Source organism: Nocardia amikacinitolerans NBRC 108937 (assembly GCF_001612615.1).
GTDB classification, from domain to species: domain Bacteria; phylum Actinomycetota; class Actinomycetes; order Mycobacteriales; family Mycobacteriaceae; genus Nocardia; species Nocardia amikacinitolerans.
Map to the genome: position 1 here is coordinate 66576 of NZ_BDAU01000008.1, position 18793 is coordinate 85368.

The window sequence follows — 18793 nt, forward strand, 5'->3', positions numbered from 1 at the left end:
CCGGTCGTCGCGGCTCTAGCTGGAGAGCGCTCGGGCGCAATGATCGCGAATCAGCTGTCCTATCGGGTGGCGATTCGCATCGATGAAGAAATGACCGCCCGGAAACGATTTCGCGAAGAAGCTTCCGGTGGTGTGCGAACCCCATGCCTCGATTTCCGCGAAACTCGCATCGGGGTCACGGTCACCGACAAGCGCGACGACAGGGCTGCTGACCATCGCGTCCGCACTGCACTCGTAGGTCTCGATGGCTCGATAGTCGTTCCTGACGACCGACAGGATCAGCTGTCGGAATTCGGGATCCTCGAGCAACGCCGCCGGTGTGCCGCCGAACCCCAGTAGGTGCTCACCGAGCTCACGATCGCTCAGCAGGTGCACTCGCAGCGCGGGCAGCGCGGCCGAAGGCGCGCGCCGACCGGAGGCGAACAGCACCCGCGCGCTCACCCCCGATTCCTGCTCGAGCCGCCTGCACGCCTCGAAAGCCACGACGGATCCCATACTGTGCCCGAACAAGGAAAAGTCCTCGGCGCCCTCGGCTGCTTCTTTCAGCTCGGGAAGCAGGCCGTCGACGAGGTCCGGAATATTGCCCACGAGCGGTTCGCGTCTTCTGTCCTGCCGCCCCGGATACTGGACAGCGAGGACCTCGAAATCCGACCCGAGGGCTTCGGCCAATGGCCCGAAGGAGATGGCGGAGCCGCCGGCGTGCGGAAAACAGAACAACTTGTGGGACCCGTCCCCTGCGGAGGGGGACAGGCGACGTAGCCAGCTATTACCCATGGGTTAGTCGCACCACCGAACTCCAAGGCTTCCAAGCGCTTCGGATCGGCTTGCGAGGATCCGGCGGCGGGAAGAGCGTCATCGGTTTCATGAACCAGGGCAGCCGGTGGAACCGGTGCGCCGCCGAGGTGAGTGCTTCCACCTCGTCGGCCGTCCAGTCGAGGTCGGCGAAGAAGCGCAGCGGATCGACCGGACCGAAGTGCCAGGGAGCGTTGGCGAGCAGTTCGGTGGTGGCCTTGCTCATCCGCTTCACAATCGCCTGATTGTTGACATCCAGTGCCCACCAAGCGATTTCCGGCCGGGCCAGCGCGGCGGCCAAGCTGGTCACCTCGTCTTCGGTGAGGTAGTAGATCAGACCCTCGGTGAGCACCAGCGCCCGCTGTGCACCCGCGAGTGCCTCGTCGAGGAACCGGCTCCGCGCCTCGGGATCGGCGAGATCCACCGCCGTGCGGGTGAGCGCGCAGCGCGGCGACTCCCCGGCGAGTAGCTTGTTCTTCTCCTCGACCAATGCGGGGAGATCGGCCTCGATCCACACGAATTCGGCGGGCAGGTCGAGCCGGTAGGGGCGGGTGTCCATCCCCGCGGCCATATTGAGCACCCGATCGCAGCCCTGCTCGATGGTCTTCATGATCAGGTCGTCGATGAGTTTGGTGCGGGTGACCAGATTCCAGCCGTTGTGCATCAGGAGCGGAGTGCGGCCGGCTATGGCGCGTCCCCGCTCCCCGGCGACCCGGTCGGCGAGCGGATCGTGGAAAAGCGCGTCGGGGCGGGCGGATTCGACAGCGCGGAAGGCGGCCACCCAGCGCGCGGTGTCGGAAACGTTCGTAACTAGTTCAGCGGTTTCGGCCACCGATGCAGTCTCGCACAGCGAACGAAACGATGCTCAATGGCCGGATTCGGCTGCGGCGGCGCTCAACTCGACGACCGCGGTTCGCCGACCTGTCGAGCCGCGACCGAAGCCTTCTGCGGTGTCGAGGTCGCCGAGCGGGCCGACGCGGGCGTGTGCGAGCCGAGGGTGTTCGATCACGAGGCGTTGTGAACGTTCCCAGTGCGGTTCTGGTCGGTCGATCAGCGTCGGCTATGCCGGTTGATCTGGGATTTTTCAGCCGGGTTCGGGGTCGTCGAGGCCGATCGCGACCGGTGCCGGTTCGTACCCGTCAGTAGATCGGGAGCGACTGTGATGATTCACAAAGTATTGCCGACGGCTTTCTGGATCGCACGAAACGCTAGCTCGAGACGGGTCGGATGCTGTTTCATCATGGTGCGCTGGGGCTCGAGCAGCGGCGGGAAAGGACGTCCTTTCTGGGTTGCTCCACCTATCCCACAGAAAGAAGGACGGCTGACATATGCTGCCCACCCGAGGATCGCGGACCGCTGTGTCCGCTCTCGTACTAGCGGCGAGTGCCGCACTCGTCGCGCCGGCGCCGAGCACGGCCGCGCCGCGGCCTGCCCCGGCACAGCAGGCCGTTCCGGCCATCCCGGAGAACGTTCCCTCCGAGGCGCTGGCCGCGCTGGCGCCGACGATCATCGGCGCCATCTCCGCGCCCGGTCCCATCGCCGACGGCGGACAAGCCGCGATCCTCGCCCAGGCTCGGGCGCTGCTCGCGACGCCCGGCATCCCCGCGCAGGTCAAGGCGACCCTGGAGCGGGTCATCACGTTCCTCGACGGTAGCGGTGGCGGTGGCCCCGAGCTCCCGCCGTCGGACGGTGCGCGGATCGCCCAGTTCCTCTACCCGACCATCGGCAAGGGCTGCATCGGACCGACCTCCGATTCCGTCGGCACCGCGCTGGCCGTCCCCGGCCCCGCCGAACTGCCGCCGCCGGGACCGAAGGCGGGCCAGACCGGCTTCGTCTTCACCGCGCTCGGCACCAAAACGCCTGCGGCCGTGCAGAATCCACCGCTGACCGTGCAGTGGGTCAACCTCGACACCCGCCGTTCGGGTGTGCAGCCGCTCACCGGTGAGGCCGAGATCAACACCGACGGACCCGCCACCCTGTCGGCCATGGTCGACACCGGCCCTGGCCGCGTCGCCGCCGTGATCTCCGGCTCGCTCACCACCACGACCGCCGATTCCGGCGCTCGTACCTGCACCTTCGCGCCGACCCTCGGGTTCTTCACCGTCGCCTGAGTCGACGCAACGTATTGGAGTCATATCTATGAAATTCGCCGTTCCCGGCTTGGTCAGCGGGCTAGCGGGCGCGACCCTCGGTGTGGTTGCCGTACTGGGCATCACCGTTGGCGCGCAACAGAATTCGATCCCGGCCCCGGAGACGATCGTCGACCCGGGTTCGTCGCCGGCCAACATGCCGTACGGCAGCCGATGAGCAACGGGCGCAGGACCATCGCCTGCTTCCTCGTCGGTCTCGGCGCGCTGCTGCTCGTGGCAGCGGTCATGATTCCCAGCTACACCGTCGGCAAGGTGGCCAAGACGCCGCTCGACCTGCGGATCACCACGATCGCCAAGAGCGTGCCCGGCGAGGAAAGCCTTGTGCTGGACGCGAAGTCGCTCACCTCGCCCGAGGGCTCGGCCAAGGTCGACACCAATGTGCCGATCGTCTCGCAGCGCTTCCTCACCGTCGAAGAGCCCTCCGACGCCGACCAGATGACGGTGCAGGCGGGCCAGACGTTGCGTCGTGACGACCGCGAGGGCGACACCGGTCTGCTCACCGCCTCGATCGACCGCGTCACCATCGACCGCAAGACGGGCGAGCCGATCCCGGTGTCCCCCAACGGTTCCATCGCCGTCTCGGTCGACAGGACGGGCGCGTCGGTGGCCGACCCGTCGCAACGGGCCGGTCTGCAGTACCGCTTCCCGATCGGCACCGAGAAGAAGTCCTACCCCTACTTCGATCTCAACGCCCGCGCCACCTACGACATCGACTTCGTGGACGAGGCCGAGATCAACGGCGTGCCGGTCTATCACTTCCGCCAGACCATCCCGGTCACGAACATGTGGGACGTGGTGCAGGCGCCGACCAACAAGCTCACCCTCCCCGCCGCCAAGTGGGGCCTCGAGGGCGAGGAGCCGGTCACGATGACCCGCTTCTACACCAACACCCGCGACCTGTGGGTCGAGCCGAGGACCGGCGCGGTCCTCAAGGGCGGCGAGCAGATCCACCTGTTCTACGGTCGTAGCGCCACGCAGGTCGACGTCACCGCCCTCAAGTCGCACATCGTCTTCGACGAGAAGACCATCGATGCCCAGCTGGCCGTCACCCAGGAGAGCCTCGACCGGCTCACCCTCTTCGGCCAGACCCTCCCCATCGCCCTGGGGATCCTTGGCGCGATCGCCCTCATCGGGGGCATCGTCCTCGGCGTCCTGAGCGGCGGATCCCGGGGCCGCCGGACCTAGAGATTCCAGCGAAACCTGTACCACCACCTCGGCCTCCCTGCGTCCAACAGGGAGGCCGAGGTGTTACGTCCTCGGCTCGGCTTGTGCACCCGGGCGAGGTGAGAACGGCGAGGCAGCCGAGGACAAGCGCGATACCGACCCAACCGAGCGGGGGCAGACGTTCCCCGACGACCAACACCGCCAGCACGGCCGCACCCGCCGGTTCCAGCAGCGACAGAGTGGTCGCCGTGCTCGCGGTGACGTGCGCGAGCCCCCACCCGAACAGGACGTACCCGGCGAACATCGGAACCACCGCCATGTACGCGCCCACCGCGGCGTTGCCCCAGGAGCCGACGAGAGGCCCGCCGGTGGCGATCAGGACGGGAACCAGACCCAGTCCGCCGAGGCCGAAGACCGCGCCCATGGCCGCGCGGGGGCGGATCCCGCCGGTGATCAGGCGATGGGCCGCCCAGGAGTACACCGCGTAGGTTGATGCGGCGAGCAATCCGAGCCCGACCCCGAGCGCGGCGGCGCCCGCCGAATCCGGACCCGCCGCGTGGCCGGTGGCTTCGGCCACGCAGATCGCGACCGTGCCCAACAGGCCGAGGGCCGCGCCGAATCGCCAACGGCGCGTGAGCCTTCGCCGGTCGGCCACCCGCTCGATGACGGCCGAGGCAAGCGGCGCCATGCCGACCGAGACCGCGGTGCCCACCGCAACCCCGGCCAGCCGCATCGAGCTGTAGAACGCCAAAGGATAGAGGGCCACCGAGATCGCGCCGACGAGCACGGTGCCACGGCGGTCGCGCAACTGCCGCGCGTTGCGGGCGATCGGTCCTGCGGCGAGCAGCGCCTGGAGCAGGCCGCCGACACCCATGGCCATCGCCCCGATGGCCAGCGGTCCCACGTCCGGGGCGAAGCTCGCCGCGGTGCCGGTGGTGGCCCACAGCAGCGACGCCGCGAGCACGCACACCGCACCCACCCGCGCGGACCCGAGCTGCGCGGCGCCCGTCGGAAACAGCGCGCGGCTCACGCTTCTACGCCGCGCCGCTATCGAACGTCTCGACCGATCCGTTCGGTACCCAGCCCGGCAACTGTCGACCTCCTCGACTCCGCGTGTGCGCCCCGACAGTGACGCCGCGGGCACGCGCAGAGCACCGACCCGCTCCGGCTCACGCTGTACGGCGTGGGCCGGGGTCCGGCGAACACCTGGACGCCGCGCCGCTGCTGAACCCCACGCCCCGACGCGATTCACAACTCGTCCAGCAGTTGGGCGGCGATCGCGCGCGCACGGTCGAGGCGGGCGCCCTCGCCTTCCAGCCCGGCTCGCGCTATCGCTCCTTCCAAGAGAAACGACAGGTGCTCGGCCAGCGCCTTCGCGTCCTCGCCAGGTAGCAAGTGCTCGAGGTGACCGCGCAGCAGCGACTCCACCTCTTCCTTGTGACGGCGCACCACCGCACGACCTTCGTCCCCGGCCGGTAGTTCCGCCGCCGCGTTCAGCAGCCCGCACCCGCGGAAGCCGTGCTCGTACGCCAGGGCCGCGTGGTCGGCGTAGGAGTCGAAGATCGCCAGCACACCCGCGGCCGGACCCTCGGCACGCTCCAGCCGCGCCCGGTACAGCCCGAGCCATTCCTCGTGACGGGCGTCCAGATACGCCCGCACGAGCTCCGCCTTCGACGCGAAGTTGTTGTACAGGCTCATCTTCGCCACGCCCGCATCGGCGGTGATCGTGTCGATCCCGGTCGCCGCCACCCCGTCGGCGTAGAAGCGCCGCGCCGCCGCCTCCAGCAGACGCTGCCGAGCCGGTCGACGCCGCTGACCGGATGTTTCCATGCCGCACCTCCAATTAGGTAGGTCAGTCTACCCAGTTAGACCTCGACTCGGTTATCCAAAACCCATCCGAATTCCGGTCCGCAGCGAAGCACCTCTTATGCGGGAGAGGTCGAAGCATGTCGGATGACGAGGAGAAACGCGGCGTCATCCGGTTGCGCAGGGACCCGGCGGCGAACGGGGCGGGACCGCAGTGTTCCACGCGCGCCGAGGGCTCAGCCGCCGAACGCAGCCGCTGGCTCGCGGACCTGCTGGCGGCCGTCGGCGACGGCGACCGGGACGCGTTCACCGACTTCTACCGCGCGACCAGCTACCGCGTGTTCGGTCTCGCGATGCGCATCGCGCGCAGCAGGGCCGCGGCCGAGGAGATCACCCAGGAGGTGTACCTCCAGGCGTGGTCGACGGCCGCGACATACGACCGCAACCGGGCCAGCCCCATCGGCTGGCTGATGATGCTCACGCACCGGCGCGCGGTCGACCGTGTCCGCGCCGAGCAGTCCACCGCCGACCGCGACATCGTGTACGGCCACAGCCACCTCGGCCGGGACCACGACATCGTCGCCGAGGAGGTCGGCCAGCGCCTCGACGAGCAATCCGTGCTCGACTGCCTTGGCACCCTGACATCCATGCAGCGCGAAGCCCTCGCGCTGGCCTACTACAGCGGCCGCACCTACCGCGAGGTCGCCGACCAGCTCGACGTCCCACTGCCCACCGTCAAAAGCCGCATCCGCGACGGCCTGCGGCGACTCGCGACCTGCCTGTCCGGAGGTGAATCCAGTTGATCGACGCCGAGTCTCCCGACCCGGAACTGCTCGACCTGGCTTTCCCCTATGCGATGGACGCCGTCACCGACGGCGAGCGCGCGACCATCGAAGAAAAAGTCGAGGCCGCGGACCCGACCACGGCCGCCGCCTTCGACGACACCGTGCGCGGCGTCCGCGAGACGGTGGCCGCGATGACGGTGACCGACAGTGTCGCGCCGCCCGCCGAACTCGAGGCGGCGATCCTGTCCGCGATCGACGGTCCGGCCGTAGACGGTCCGCGCCGCGCGGGGACGCGATGGCTGGCGGCGGCCGCCGCGCTCGTCGTCGCGGTGGGCGTTGGGGTCGGCGCGGCGGTCTTCCTAGGCCGTGATCCGGCCCCGACCAGCCCCGACATCACGGCCCAGCTGGTGCAGGAACAAACCGACACCAGGACCCGCGCCGCGGCGGTCGAGGGTGGCGGGACGCTGCTGGTGACCACCTCCGCGCAACTGGGCGCCGCGACGGTGGACTTCGCCGGGGTGCCCGCGCCCGAGGAGGGACGGTCCTATCAGCTGTGGCTGGTGCCGCCGGAGGGTCCGCCGCGCTCGGTCGGGGTCCTCGCGCAGCTGCCGACCTCGGACGCGCCGTTCATCACCCGGTTCCACCCCTCGGACGCCCTTGCGATGACGATCGAACCGCCCGGCGGATCGCCGCTGCCGACATCGACACCGGTCGCCACGCTCGCCCTCGGCTGATCGTTCCGGGACGCGATCGCCGATTTCGGCTCTGCGCGCCCGTCCCCGCACGTATTCTGGCCCGAATTCGGCCGACCTCACCCACGAGGAGGTGACGATGCGGCGGCGCCTGTCCATCGTGTCGCGGCACCTGTTGCGCGGACTGCTGCTGTACGGCGCGAGTGTCGGCGGTTCGACCCGCTGCCACAGCGAATGGCTCGCCGCGGACACCGCTGCGCGGCGGTGGGATTGGTCGATACCGCACCGCTGGTACGACGCCGCGCACCGCTGAGCGTCAGCGCGTTCCCCGGGTCGGTCCCGCCACGATGTCGGAACCTGGCATCGGCTCGGCGGGTGCCTCCGGCCGCCACGCTTCCCGGACACCGGGCACTCCGTCCTGCACGACGAAACTCGCGCGGGTGTCGATGGGCGCGCCCGGGCGGCGGATGTACGGCACGACACGGAAGTCGTTGCGCCACAACCCGTGATCGAGTTCGACGCGGACGTAGCCGCGCTGGGCGTTGAAGAACTCGAGATCGGGATTGGCGGCGAGCAGGCGTCGTCCGACGTCGTTCATGTCCGCGCCGTCGCCCCCGCTGGTGATCGAGGTGCCGGTGAATTCCGAAGCGACCACCGGTGATTCGGGGTCGGCGTAGTCGCGGCGCAGCTGGGCCGCATGGTTCTGGTGGCGGTCGCCGGTGATCACCACCAGGTTGCGGACACCGCGGTCCGCCGCCGCGCCGAGCACGGTGTTGCGATCGGCCACGTATCCGTCCCAGGAGTCGGTGGACACCGCCAGTTCCGGTCCGGGATCGCTGTCGGTCTGGCTCATGCCCACCTGATTACCGACGATCTGCCAGCGCGCTGGCGAGGACGTGAGGCCGTCGAGCAGCCAATCGCGTTGCGCGGCACCGAGAATGGTGCGGTCGGGATCGAACCGGTCGGTGCAACCGGCGCTGACGTTGCCGCCGCAGGCCTGCGGCGTCCGGTACTGCCTGGTGTCGAGCATGGTGATCTCCGCGAGATCACCGAACCGGTAGCGGCGGTGCAGGTGCATGCCGGAACCGCGCGGCAGCTGCGCGAGCCGCAGCGGCTGGTGTTCGTACATCGCCTGGAAGGCCGCGGCGCGGCGGCGACGGAACAGCGCGGGAATCAAGTGGATGTCGATACCGAGACCGGGCGAGCCCGCCGCCCAGTTGTTGTCGACCTCGTGATCGTCCATGGTGACCAGCCACGGGAACGCGGCGTGCGCGTCGCGCAGCGGCTGCTCGGCCTTGTACAGCGCGTAGCGCAGCCGATAGGTCGGCAGGTCGACCGCCTCGTCCTGGAACTCCGTGCCAAGCGAAAGTCCTTGGCGGCCTTGGGTCCACGCGCGCTCGTAGATGTAGTCGCCGAGGTGCACGACCAAGTCGAGGTCCTCCTGGGCGAGGTGCTCGTAGGCGGTGTAGTAGCCGGAACTCCAGGACTGGCAGGAGGCGAAGGCGAAGCGCATGCGCGCGGTCGGATGTCCGTGCGGCGGCGCGGTGCGGGTGCGCCCGATCGGCGAGATCACCGAGCCCGCGCGAAAACGGTAGTAGTACCAGCGATCCGGCGCGAGTCCACCGACCTCGGGGTGCACGCTGTGCGCGAGTTCACGGGTGGCGACGGCCGAACCGCGGGCCACCACCCGGTGGAAGCGCTCGTCGTCGGCGACCTCGTAGTCGATCGTCACCGGGTGGTTCATCATGCCGCCGTGGCCGTCCGGCGCGAACGGGTCCGGCGCGAGCCGGGTCCACAGGACGACGCCGTCCGGAGTCGGGTCGCCAGAAGCCACCCCGAGTGTGAACGGATCCGCCGACCAGCGCGGTGTGCGGAACCGCCCGCTGCTTGCCGCCGACGCGCCGACGAGCACCGCGGCCGACCCCGCGGCGCCGAATCGCAACAGCTGCCGCCGAGACACGCCCATAAATCACGGTACATCGGTTCGGGCGCGACTCTCCGCCGCCGATCGCGAGGCGCTCGGCGGGACACCGGCGCGTGTCAGGCGCCCTGCAGCCGGATCTCGCTGGAGAGTTCCGCCGCCAGCTCGCTCAACTTTGTCCGATCCGGATCGGCTCCGGCGCGGCCGGCGATCTCGTCCCTGGTCGCGATGGTCAGGCCGTCGGGGGAGCCCTCGGCTATCTCGACGCGACCCTCGAGCAGCACCAGGCAAGCGTCGGCGCTCGCGCCGAGCAGGTCGCGCAGATCGCTCTCGGTGACGGTGGTGTGCGGGCGCTTCGCGTTGTCGTCCATGCCAACCGGGTGCCCGGCCATCCGGGCGGGAAACCAGGATGCCAACTGTTTGCTGTCGAGGTCGGGGTTGGCATGGCAAAGGGCATACTTGTTCCGTGACGGACATGGGTGAGCTGACCTCCGAGACCCCCGCGGGTGTGGTCGCGCACGTGGTGAGCGTCGGCCGTCCGCAGGTCGCGGGGACTTTCCGCTTCTGGTTCGCCGACCAGCGCTGGGAGTGGTCCGATGAGGTCGCCCTCATGTACGGGTACACGCCGGGCAGCGTCACGCCGACCACCCAGCTGTTGCTGTCGCACAAACATCCCGCCGACCGCGAGCTCGTCGCCGACGCCATCGCCGACGCGCAGCGCAATGCCGCGCCGTTCTGCAGCAGGCACCGCATCGTCGACACGACCGGCCGGGTCCATCCCGTGCTGGTGCTCGGCGACATGATGACCGACGACGCGGGCAACCCCATCGGCACCGCCGGCTACTACATCGATCTCACCGACGCCATCGACGAGCAACGCAGGGAGACTCTGGACGAGGCGCTGCCCGAGCTGTTCGAGGCCCGCGCGGTGATCGAGCAGGCCAAGGGCGTCCTGATGAGCGTGTACAGCATCAACGCCGATCAGGCGTTTCGCGTGCTGCGCTGGCGGTCCCAGGAGACCAACATCAAACTGCGCACCCTCGCCGCGCAGCTGCTCACCGAACTCAGCGCGCTGCCGCCGGTGGGCCCCGGGGTGCAGACCGCGTTCGATCACCTGTTGCTCACGTTGCACCAACGCATCGCGCCGGAGTAAGGGGCGCCGGTCCGATTCGACACTGCGAAGCTGGGTAGCCCGTCGTTGACACGGACCGACGACGAGAAAGGCATGAGCGATGACTCAGCCCATCACGAGCACCCTCGATCCGGAACAGCAGCGCATCGCGGGCGAGGCCCTGCGCGGCACCGTGGTCGACCTGATCGACCTCTCGTTGATCGCCAAGCAGGCGCACTGGAACGTGATCGGCCGGAACTTCCGCTCGGTACATCTGGCACTGGACGAACTGGTGACCGCGGCACGTGAGTTCACCGATTCGGCGGCCGAGCGCGCCACCGCGGTCGGCGTGAGCCCGGACGGACGGGCCGCGACCGTTGCCGAGAAGTCCGGCGCGATCGGCTTTCCCGACGGCTGGCAGCAGGACACCGAGGTCATCGACGCGGTGGTCGGCAACCTGGCCGCGGTGATCTCCCGGCTGCGCGAGCGGATCGATGCCACCGAGAAGGCCGATCCGGTGACCCAGGATTTGTTCATCGAGATCGCCGCGCGCCTCGAGCAGCTGCACTGGATGTGGCAGGCGCAGCTGGCGACGGCGTGAGCGGGATAGGCCACCGCTCGCGCGCCGCCGACCGGCGCGGGGCGGATGGAGGGCAGATGTCCGGGTCCCGTCGTGGCGCACTGCTTTGGCGCCCTTCCGAACTGGCCGGTTGCACGGTTCTCCGGCCGAGCGGAATGCTGGACTGGGACGGATATCGCCGATTCGGCGACGACCTGGTGCGGTACGCCGTCGAGCGCCCGCGCGCGGTGATCGTGGTCGTCGACGATCTCGATCTGGTCGAGGACGCCGTGGCGACGGCGTGCGCGTCCGCCCGGGTGCGGGTCAGCGACTGGCCGCACGTGCCGATCGTGCTGGTGGCCGCCGGGCTGGCGAACCCGACGGCGACCGTCGCGGCCAGGCACCGGGTGCCGACGTTCCCGTCCATCGAGGACGCGCTGCGGAGCCTGCCGCCCGCGCCGCCGCGGCGCGAGGCATCGATCGAACTGGCGCCGAGCACGGTCTCCTCGATGCACGCCAGACAGTTCGTGACCCGCGTGTGCGATCGCTGGGAGGTCGGCCCGGTCCGCACGGACGCGCTGCTGGTGGCCACCGAACTGGTGGAGAACGCGCTGCTGCACGCCTTCGGCGAGCTGCTCCTGCGCTTGGAATGCCAGGGCAACTCGCTCACGATCGCGGTGGCTGACGCCGATCCGCAAGAGGCGATGTTGCGTGAACCGGCCGCCGGGCATCCGGCCAGGTTCGGTTTGCACGTGGTGGCCTCGCTGGCGCGGGCGTGGGGTTGCGCGCCGCGCTGGCCGGTCGGCAAGGTGGTGTGGGCGACGCTGGCGGATCAGCGGCGCTCGCTGCTGTTGTGAGTGTGTCGAATGTCGGCCCCGGCCGCCGCGCTCCCATCCGGTGAGCGCGGCGGCCGGGATCGGCCCGACGGGCCGTTTCAGCCGAACAGGCCGCCGAGCACGCCGCCGCTCTGCCCGGCCTGCTGCCCACCGCCTGCGCCGCCGATCAGCCCGCCGGGCGGCAGTTCTGAAGGCTGCACGATGACGAAGCCGCGGCCGGAGAACGCCAGCGTCAGGCCTTCGCCGGTGCTGCGGCCCATCAGCCTGCCGAGACCGAACGAGTCGTTGCGCTTGATGCCCGTCTGCAAGCTCGACGACCACGCCACCGCCGCCTGCGGATCGGCGTAGGTCGGCTGGTCGACGTTCAGCACCACCGGCGTGCCGTGGGTGGTGATGGCGATCCGGCCACGTCCGGTGAACACGCAGTTGAAGAGCCCGGCGTTGCTCGCGAATCCGGCCGCGCCCTGCACCATCTTGATGTCGTAGCGCAGCGTGGAGTCGAATGCGAGCACATTGGCGCCGTTGATGGTCAGGCCGTCGCTGCCGTCCAGATCGATGATGTGCACGTCGGCGGCGGCGTTGGCCAGGAACAGGTCGCCGCGGCCGGAGACCTTCATCAGCGGAACGCCCTCGCCGGTCAGCCGCTGCTGGATGGCGCGGCCGATGCCGCCGGAGCCCAGCGCCTGGAACTGGAGTTCACCCTGGTAGGCGACCATCGACCCGGCGCGAGCCATGACCTCGCCCGCGAGGCCGACCTTGACCATCTTGCCGCCCTGTTTCTGGATGCCGACACCGCCGACCTCGGCGTGACTCGGGTTGAACAGATCGCTCTGCATCGGCAGCGCTCCTTGCTGGGGTGTCGACATCGGCGGGGGAGGTACCGCGCCGGGCGGAGGGTAGGTGGGGCTCGCGGGCGAGCCGTACGCCGGGGCGTTCGGGTAAGTCGGAGGCGGGGTTGTCTGCGGGCCGTACGCGGGGCCCGAAGGCGGGGCGCTGTAGCCGGACGGTGGGGGCGGGCTTGTCGGCGAACCGTGCGTGGGGCCCGAGGCGTTGTAGCCGCCGGACGGTGCGGGTTCGGCCGGGTATGCCGGGGGCGGACTTGTCTGCGGGCCGTACGCGGGGCCCCAGGTCGGGGCGCCGTATCCACCGGAGGCTGGTGGAGGTGCGGTGGGGTACGCCGGGGGTGGCGCGGCAGGTGAGCCGTACGCGGACGATGGCGCGGCCTGGGACGCCGCGGGCGGTGCGGGTTCGTCGTCGACGTTCACGCCGAACGCCCTGGCGATCCCGGCGAGCCCGTCGTCGTAGCCCTGGCCGACGGCGCGGATCTTCCACGAGCCGCCGCGGCGGTAGATCTCCACGCACACGACGGCCGTCTCGGTGCTGAGGCCGGTCATCGGGAAAGTGACCGTGCCCGAATCGGATCCGATCGTCGCGGTGAGCGAGCCTGCGCCCGCGAAGGTGGGCGGGCCGCTGCCGTCCAGGCTGGCGGTCACGACGACCTTGTCCACGTCGGCGGGCAGCGCGGAGGTCCGCACGTCGACCATGTCGCCCGCGCCGCGCCCGTGCCGGTAGGTGACGCCGGGCCCGACGGGTTGGTTGAAGAAGACGAAATCGCCGTCGGACCGCACCCGGCCCGCCGCGTTCAGCAGCAGCGCGGAGACGTCGACGGGTGCGGTGCAGGTGACGGTGACTGTCATCCGGTCGGCGGGCGCGGGCCGGTTCTCGCCACGAACCAACGCGGTCACGCTGGGCCCGCCGTCGCGCTGGGTGGCCAGGACATCGAACTCATGGTCACGAGTGTGTCTCGCATCCGCGCCGTTCGCCACTGTCCCCCCGGATCAGGACGGACACACCCGCCGCCGCACCGGCTCGACGAGCGCGGCACCGGTTCGAAGGGCGCCGCGCACTCGAGTCCCGCCGCACGGGCAGCGATGGGCGCATCGCGAGATCGGCCCTGCCGCAGGCCGATACGCGGGTGTGGCGATATTCGCGCAGCGCACCCAATTGGTCTTGATGCCGGTATTGTCGGAAACGACAAGATCGCTTCTATGCGCCCGATCGCCACATTTTCGCTGGAGTCGACTTCTAGTTAGTGGCCAACCGCGTTACCTTGGTAAAACACTCTGTTAGCCAATTATTAACGGTGATAATTCGCACAATCACAGAAGTGGATTTGTGGATTTCTTTTTCATAACGTTGCTGGTGCGCGCCGCTGGCGTGACGAACCAGTCCGTGAAAGGAAAGCCCCACACATGTTCTCTCGCAAGACCTTCGCCGCCGCCGGTGCCACCGCTGTCGCTGCCACCATGTTCTTCGGCCCTGTCGCGGTCGCTTCCGCCGAGGAGTCCACCGGCTCCGGCACCGGCTCCGCCGAGCTCGCCACCGGCTCGGCTGGCTCGTCCACCGGCTCGGCCGGTTCGTCCGCCGGTTCCAGCATGCTCGACTCCGGCAGCTCGGCCCTCGACGGCGGCACCTCGGCCATCGTCAACATCATCGAGGCGATCACCGGCGCTCGCGACCTGACCGCGCCTGCCGAGCCCGCTGCCTGATTCGATAGCGGTCGAGCACTGCTTCGTCGGCCTCTGGATTTCCCCGAGTCGCGACATCTCGGCGTCACCGGCGTCATTGCAGTGAATTTGCCGTAATTGATCTTGTCATCCGCCGCTCCCGTATGGGGGCGGCGGATGATCTGTTTTCAATTGCGTTAGCTGGCAAAGAAAATGGCCCGTAGCCCTTCGGGCGTGAGGGCTTCGAAACATCGGTCGAGTGCCGTCCCGCGAACCCGTCGGCAAATGGACGACCTCGAGAGTGCGGGGTTGACCGCGTCGAGACCGCGGGGCAAGGTGGGCCGATGGGCAGCGACGAGGTGCGCGCGGGCGTCACGCTGACGAATCTGGACAAGCCGCTGTTCGACGGTGCGGCGGCGACCAAACGGGATCTGATCGACTACCTGGAGTTCGTCGGTGACCGGCTGGTGAACCAGCTGCGCGGCCGACCGCTCTCGGTGGTGCGGATCCGGCCGGGGCAGGAGCCGTTCATGCAGAAGAACCTGCCCAAGTACACGCCGGAGTGGGTGCCCCGGGTGACGCTCTGGGCCGAGAGCGCGCGCCGCGAGGTCACCTACGCCCTCGGCGACGACGTGCGCACCCTGCTGTGGTTCGGCAATCAGCGCGCCGTCGAATACCACCCGACGCTGCTGCTCGCCGACCCCTCCGCCGGGCCGACCCACCTGGTGCTCGATCTAGACCCGTCACCGGGGCAGACCTTTCGCCACGCGGTGCTGGGCGCCGAACTGATCCGCGCGGCCCTTGCCGCCGACGGACTGGCGGGCGCGGTGAAGACCAGCGGCGCCAAAGGTGTTCACGTGTTCGTTCCCGTCGTCGCGGGCACCGACATCGAGGACGCCGCCGCGGCCACCCGCGCGATCGCGGCCCGCGCCGAGCGCCTCGACCCCGACCTGGCCACCACCGCGTTCATCCGCGAGGACCGCGAGGGCAAGGTCTTCCTCGACTCCACCCGCTCCGGCGGCGCGACCGTGGTCGCGGCCTACAGCCCCCGCATCCGCCCCGGTGTCCCGGTCTCCTTCCCGATCGGCTGGGCCGACCTCGCCGACGCGAACCCGACCGATTTCACCCTCCACACCGCCCCTGACCGCCTCGGCGACCGCGACCCGTGGGCCGAGGAAATGCCCGCCCCGCAAACTCTGCCCGAGGATCTCGTCGCCGAAGGCCACACCATCCCGGTCGCCCGAGTGCAAGCCATGCACGAAGGCAAACGCCGCGCCCGAGCCCGCCGCGCCACCTGACCGCGCCCACCGCACGGCTCGGTGGGATCAGGGGATGCGGGCGACGGCGCCGAGCATGGAGACGGCCTCCGGGCGGGGGTGCGGGCGCCAGACTTCCGGGCGCCAGGTCATCACCGAGCCGATGCCGGGACGCACCAAGTCGAAACCGGTGAAGAATTGCCGGAATTCGGCGGTGGAGCGCAATTGGAAGGGGACGCCGCTGCGCTTGTTGGCCAGCTTCGTCTCGGCTAGATCCTCGTCGGTGAGGTGATCGTTGGTCGCGTGCGTCATCACCAGGTAGCTGCCGGACGGCAGCGCCTCGCAGAGCTGGCGCACCAAACCGTAGGGCGCCTCGTCGTCGGTGATGAAGTGCATGATGGCCACCAGCATCAACGCGACCGGCTCGGTGAGATCGAGGGTGCCGGTGAGGTCAGGGTGGGTCAGGATTCGGTCGGGGTCGCGCAGATCGGCGTCGAGGTAGGCGGTCGCGCCTTCGGGCGAGCTGTTCAGGAGCTCACGGGCGTGTACGAGCACGATCGGGTCGTTGTCCACGTAGACGATGCGCGATTCGGGTGCGATGCCCTGCGCGATCTCGTGCACGTTGCCCGCGGTGGGCAGGCCGGTGCCGATGTCGAGGAACTGCCGGATGCCCGCCTCGGCGGCCAGGTACGTCACCGCGCGGCGCAGGAAGTTGCGGTTCTCCACGGCCGCGAGCCGCACCGTCGGAAACGCCTCGGCCACCGCGTCGGCCGAATCCCGGTCCGCGGGAAAATTGTCCTTCCCGCCGAGCCAGTAGTCGTACCGGCGCGCGGGGTGCGGTTTACTGACATCCACCCTGGCTGCCGCCGATTCCGAGTCCACCACGCCCTCAATTCATCTCGACTAGGGTCATCATGTCAGCTCGAGTTGCGAACCGGTAGCGAGGGTGAAACTCGCACGGCCCCGGAAGGCTCCGTCATGCAGTTGCAGTACAGCCCGTACGATTTCGACGTCCACCGCGATCCCTATCCGTACTACGCAAGGCTACGCGCGCAGGCACCGGTCTTCCACAACCCGGACGACGACTTCTACGCCTTCTCCCGCTACGCCGATATCGTTGCCGCACTGCGTGATTCGGACCGATTCTCCAGCGTCAACGGACTGCGGATGGAGCCCGCGTTCTGGGGACCGCAGGCCGAACAGTTCTTCTCCTTCGTCGCGATGGACCCGCCCAAGCACACCCGCCTGCGCGGACTGGTGGCCCGCGCGTTCACCAATCGCAGGGTGCAGGAATTGCAGCCCCGACTACGGGAGATCGCGCGCGGGCTGTGGCAGCCGCTGCTGGCGCGCGAAAGTTTCGACCTGATGGCCGATTTCGCGGGCCCGTTCCCCACCGACGTGATTTCCGAACTGGTCGGCGTCCCGGAGGCGGATCGCGACATGATCCGCAAACTGGGCATGGAGATCATGTACACCGACGAGGAGTCCACCGATCTGCGCCCGGAAGCGGTGCAGGCCATCGGCACCCTGGTCGGCTACTACACCGAACTGACCATCGAACGGAGCAAGACCCGCCGCGACGATCTGCTGTCCGGCTTGCTCGACGCCGCCGACGGCGACGACCGGCTGACGCCCGAGGAGATCGTCGGCGTGCTGATCCTGCTGGTCGGCGCCGGTATCGAGACCACCATGCTGACGCTGGGCAACCTCTGGCACGTCGCGTGGCAGCACCCCGACCGGCGCCGCGAGGCCTTCGGCGGGCGCATCGACGAGTGGATCGCCGAGGGCATGCGCTACGAACCCGCCACCCAGACCCAGCTGCGCAGCACCACCGAACCGATCTCGCTGCACGGCGTCGACATTCCGGCGGGCGCGCGCATCCTGCTGCTCACCGCCTCGGCCAACCGCGACCCCGAAATCTTCACCGACCCCGACACTTTCGACCTGGACCGCGACACGGGCGCCGCACTGTCCTTCGGCAGCGGCCGCCACCACTGCCTCGGCGCGAACCTCGCCCAGCTGGAACTGCGCGTCGCGCTGGAGGAGATCATCGGCACGATCGCCGATTACGACATCGACGCCGCGAACCTGCGCCGCGTCCACTCCTCCAACAACCGCGGTTTCGCCAGCCTGCCCACCACGGTCACCGCCCGCTGAACGGAACGTCGACGGGGTGGCCGACCACCCCGTCGACGCCGAGCCGCAGCGCCTCGTCCACCTTGCCGCGGAAATGCGGACAGGAGCGGAAATCCGGTGCGCCGCAATCCAATGCGTGCTCGATCGTGTGCAGCGCCGCGGTGGCGGCGGCGATCCGCGCGGCCAGCTGGTCGCGGTGCGCGCGCAGCAACTCGCGGCGTGCTTCGCGATCCGCGGCGCTCTCGAAAAGCCGCGCGATCTCGGCCAAGCTCAGCCCGACCCGTTTGCCGAGCAGGATGACGGCCACCGTCTCGGCGTCGTCCGCGCGATACACGCGGCGACCGCCGGAATCGCGGCGCGGCGCGAGCAGGCCGAGATCCTCCCAGTGCCGCAGCACGTGCGTGGCAAGGCCGAACCGCGCGGCCAGCTCGCCGATCGTCAACCCGGAATCGGACATACCAGCACTCTAAGCTCGACCGGACGTCGCGATCAGGCCGCGCGTGCGGTCCACTGCGCGTACAGCCCGAACGGGTATCCGCGCGGACGCACCACCTTCCTGCGTATCGTCGGTTCGGCGAAACGCGCGCCCAGCGCGGTGCGCATCGACGCGTCGCGCACGAAGCGGAAGTCGTAGATCGCCAGCGTCCCGCGCGGGCGGAGTACGCGCCCGAGCTCGGCCGCCGCGGCGACCGGATCCGGCCACTCGTGCATGCTGAGGCTGGAGACGACGAGGTCGAAACTGTTGTCCGGGTAGGGAAGCGCACCCACGTCCCCCACCGACAGTTCGACCTCGTGCCCGGCCAGATTGGTCCGGGCGTGCGCGATCATGTGTGGCGAGAGGTCCACCCCGTGCAACAGCAGATCGGGTCGTCGGCGCGCGAGGTGGGCCAGCAGCAAGCCGGGCCCGGTCCCCACGTCGAGCACCGCCTCGCCCGTCGCGGTGGACGCGGCCACCTCGTCGGCGATGTGCCGGTACAGCCCGCCGAGCAGTTTGGTGGCGCGCCGGTCGTAGCCGCGGCTTTCCTGTTCTCCGAACCCGGTCATCTCATCCCTTTCCTCAGGTCGACCCTCAGCGTGC

At 69.4% G+C, this 18793-nt stretch carries 23 protein-coding genes; 13 read left to right on the top strand and 10 right to left on the bottom strand.

Going from position 1 to position 18793, the window contains the following annotated elements:
• Window positions 1–15 precede the first annotated feature (15 nt).
• Together NAM01S_RS07330 and NAM01S_RS07335 are read right to left on the bottom strand one after the other, a co-directional pair.
• Window positions 16–774: a thioesterase II family protein gene (locus tag NAM01S_RS07330; protein WP_067781361.1), complete on the bottom strand. Its 759-nt coding sequence runs from the start codon at window positions 772–774 to the stop codon at window positions 16–18.
• Window positions 767–1624 (bottom strand): class I SAM-dependent methyltransferase, encoded by an 858-nt coding sequence (locus NAM01S_RS07335; RefSeq protein ID WP_067781364.1) that lies wholly within the window; start codon window positions 1622–1624, stop codon window positions 767–769. Before NAM01S_RS07335 ends, NAM01S_RS07330 begins: the two co-directional genes overlap by 8 nt.
• Before the next feature lie 36 nt (window positions 1625–1660).
• On the opposite strand from NAM01S_RS07335, the gene NAM01S_RS34805 reads away from it, so the two are divergent.
• The 4 genes from NAM01S_RS34805 (at window position 1661) to pgfA (ending at window position 4127) form a co-directional block, all read left to right on the top strand.
• Window positions 1661–1813 carry a hypothetical protein gene (locus tag NAM01S_RS34805; protein ID WP_157107629.1) on the top strand — a complete coding sequence of 51 codons (153 nt, stop codon included), beginning with the start codon at window positions 1661–1663 and terminating at the stop codon, window positions 1811–1813.
• A 307-nt stretch (window positions 1814–2120) separates the two neighbouring features.
• On the top strand, window positions 2121–2903 hold the full coding sequence (locus NAM01S_RS07340) for an Rv1157c family protein (RefSeq protein WP_067781367.1): 783 nt from the start codon (window positions 2121–2123) through the stop codon (window positions 2901–2903).
• Between the two features lie 28 nt (window positions 2904–2931).
• Window positions 2932–3099 carry a DUF2613 domain-containing protein gene (locus NAM01S_RS33790; RefSeq protein ID WP_084482598.1) on the top strand — a complete coding sequence of 56 codons (168 nt, stop codon included), beginning with the start codon at window positions 2932–2934 and terminating at the stop codon, window positions 3097–3099.
• Window positions 3096–4127, top strand: a complete 1032-nt coding sequence (gene pgfA, locus NAM01S_RS07345; protein ID WP_067781370.1) for a cell envelope lipid trafficking protein PgfA — start codon at window positions 3096–3098, stop codon at window positions 4125–4127. Before NAM01S_RS33790 ends, pgfA begins: the two co-directional genes overlap by 4 nt.
• Here pgfA and NAM01S_RS07350 read toward each other — a convergent pair.
• A complete protein-coding gene (locus tag NAM01S_RS07350) occupies window positions 4069–5136 on the bottom strand; it encodes a DMT family transporter (protein ID WP_253798576.1) in 1068 nt (355 codons plus the stop codon). The two genes, pgfA and NAM01S_RS07350, sit on opposite strands and share 59 nt — an antisense overlap.
• Window positions 5137–5354: 218 nt before the next feature.
• On the bottom strand, window positions 5355–5936 hold the full coding sequence (locus NAM01S_RS07355) for a TetR/AcrR family transcriptional regulator (protein ID WP_067781373.1): 582 nt from the start codon (window positions 5934–5936) through the stop codon (window positions 5355–5357).
• Window positions 5937–6052: 116 nt separating this feature from the next.
• Here NAM01S_RS07355 and sigK point away from each other — a divergent pair, with 116 nt between their 5' ends.
• The 3 genes from sigK to NAM01S_RS07370 all read left to right on the top strand — a co-directional run bounded on the left by sigK (window position 6053) and on the right by NAM01S_RS07370 (window position 7702).
• Window positions 6053–6715, top strand: coding sequence for an ECF RNA polymerase sigma factor SigK (gene sigK / locus NAM01S_RS07360; RefSeq protein WP_084482600.1), 663 nt, complete (start codon window positions 6053–6055; stop codon window positions 6713–6715).
• The gene (locus NAM01S_RS07365) at window positions 6712–7431 is read left to right on the top strand and encodes an anti-sigma factor (RefSeq protein ID WP_084482602.1); all 720 of its coding nucleotides are present in this window, start codon (window positions 6712–6714) and stop codon (window positions 7429–7431) included. Before sigK ends, NAM01S_RS07365 begins: the two co-directional genes overlap by 4 nt.
• A gap of 97 nt (window positions 7432–7528) precedes the next feature.
• Window positions 7529–7702 carry a hypothetical protein gene (locus tag NAM01S_RS07370; RefSeq protein ID WP_157107630.1) on the top strand — a complete coding sequence of 58 codons (174 nt, stop codon included), beginning with the start codon at window positions 7529–7531 and terminating at the stop codon, window positions 7700–7702.
• A gap of 3 nt (window positions 7703–7705) precedes the next feature.
• Here NAM01S_RS07370 and NAM01S_RS07375 read toward each other — a convergent pair whose 3' ends face one another.
• Both NAM01S_RS07375 and NAM01S_RS07380 read right to left on the bottom strand, forming a co-directional pair.
• Window positions 7706–9355, bottom strand: a complete 1650-nt coding sequence (locus NAM01S_RS07375) for an alkaline phosphatase D family protein (RefSeq protein ID WP_067781378.1) — start codon at window positions 9353–9355, stop codon at window positions 7706–7708.
• A gap of 74 nt (window positions 9356–9429) precedes the next feature.
• Entirely contained in the window at window positions 9430–9681 is a 252-nt protein-coding gene (locus NAM01S_RS07380; protein ID WP_157107631.1) for a hypothetical protein, read from the bottom strand.
• Between the two features lie 104 nt (window positions 9682–9785).
• Here NAM01S_RS07380 and NAM01S_RS07385 point away from each other — a divergent pair, with 104 nt between their 5' ends.
• From NAM01S_RS07385 to NAM01S_RS07395, 3 genes are all read left to right on the top strand, one after another.
• A complete protein-coding gene (locus NAM01S_RS07385; protein WP_067781384.1) occupies window positions 9786–10463 on the top strand; it encodes a PAS and ANTAR domain-containing protein in 678 nt (225 codons plus the stop codon).
• 79 nt (window positions 10464–10542) lie between these two features.
• On the top strand, window positions 10543–11022 hold the full coding sequence (locus NAM01S_RS07390) for a Dps family protein (protein WP_067781387.1): 480 nt from the start codon (window positions 10543–10545) through the stop codon (window positions 11020–11022).
• 56 nt (window positions 11023–11078) lie between these two features.
• A complete protein-coding gene (locus NAM01S_RS07395; protein WP_067781390.1) occupies window positions 11079–11837 on the top strand; it encodes an ATP-binding protein in 759 nt (252 codons plus the stop codon).
• Between the two features lie 77 nt (window positions 11838–11914).
• Here NAM01S_RS07395 and NAM01S_RS07400 read toward each other — a convergent pair whose 3' ends face one another.
• Window positions 11915–13561 carry an AIM24 family protein gene (locus NAM01S_RS07400; RefSeq protein WP_067781393.1) on the bottom strand — a complete coding sequence of 549 codons (1647 nt, stop codon included), beginning with the start codon at window positions 13559–13561 and terminating at the stop codon, window positions 11915–11917.
• Between the two features lie 507 nt (window positions 13562–14068).
• Here NAM01S_RS07400 and NAM01S_RS34810 point away from each other — a divergent pair.
• Entirely contained in the window at window positions 14069–14365 is a 297-nt protein-coding gene (locus tag NAM01S_RS34810) for a hypothetical protein (RefSeq protein ID WP_067781396.1), read from the top strand.
• Window positions 14366–14667: 302 nt separating this feature from the next.
• Window positions 14668–15621 (top strand): DNA polymerase domain-containing protein, encoded by a 954-nt coding sequence (locus NAM01S_RS07410; protein ID WP_067781398.1) that lies wholly within the window; start codon window positions 14668–14670, stop codon window positions 15619–15621.
• A 27-nt stretch (window positions 15622–15648) separates the two neighbouring features.
• Here the strand turns inward: NAM01S_RS07410 and NAM01S_RS07415 are convergent, their stop codons facing one another.
• Window positions 15649–16464: an SAM-dependent methyltransferase gene (locus tag NAM01S_RS07415; RefSeq protein ID WP_245910413.1), complete on the bottom strand. Its 816-nt coding sequence runs from the start codon at window positions 16462–16464 to the stop codon at window positions 15649–15651.
• A gap of 93 nt (window positions 16465–16557) precedes the next feature.
• Between NAM01S_RS07415 and NAM01S_RS07420 the strand changes: the two genes are divergently transcribed.
• Entirely contained in the window at window positions 16558–17736 is a 1179-nt protein-coding gene (locus NAM01S_RS07420) for a cytochrome P450 (RefSeq protein WP_067781401.1), read from the top strand.
• Here NAM01S_RS07420 and NAM01S_RS07425 read toward each other — a convergent pair.
• Window positions 17723–18172 (bottom strand): MerR family transcriptional regulator, encoded by a 450-nt coding sequence (locus NAM01S_RS07425; protein ID WP_067781404.1) that lies wholly within the window; start codon window positions 18170–18172, stop codon window positions 17723–17725. The two genes, NAM01S_RS07420 and NAM01S_RS07425, sit on opposite strands and share 14 nt — an antisense overlap.
• Before the next feature lie 32 nt (window positions 18173–18204).
• Entirely contained in the window at window positions 18205–18759 is a 555-nt protein-coding gene (locus NAM01S_RS07430; protein ID WP_067781407.1) for a class I SAM-dependent methyltransferase, read from the bottom strand.
• Window positions 18760–18793: the final 34 nt, after the last annotated feature.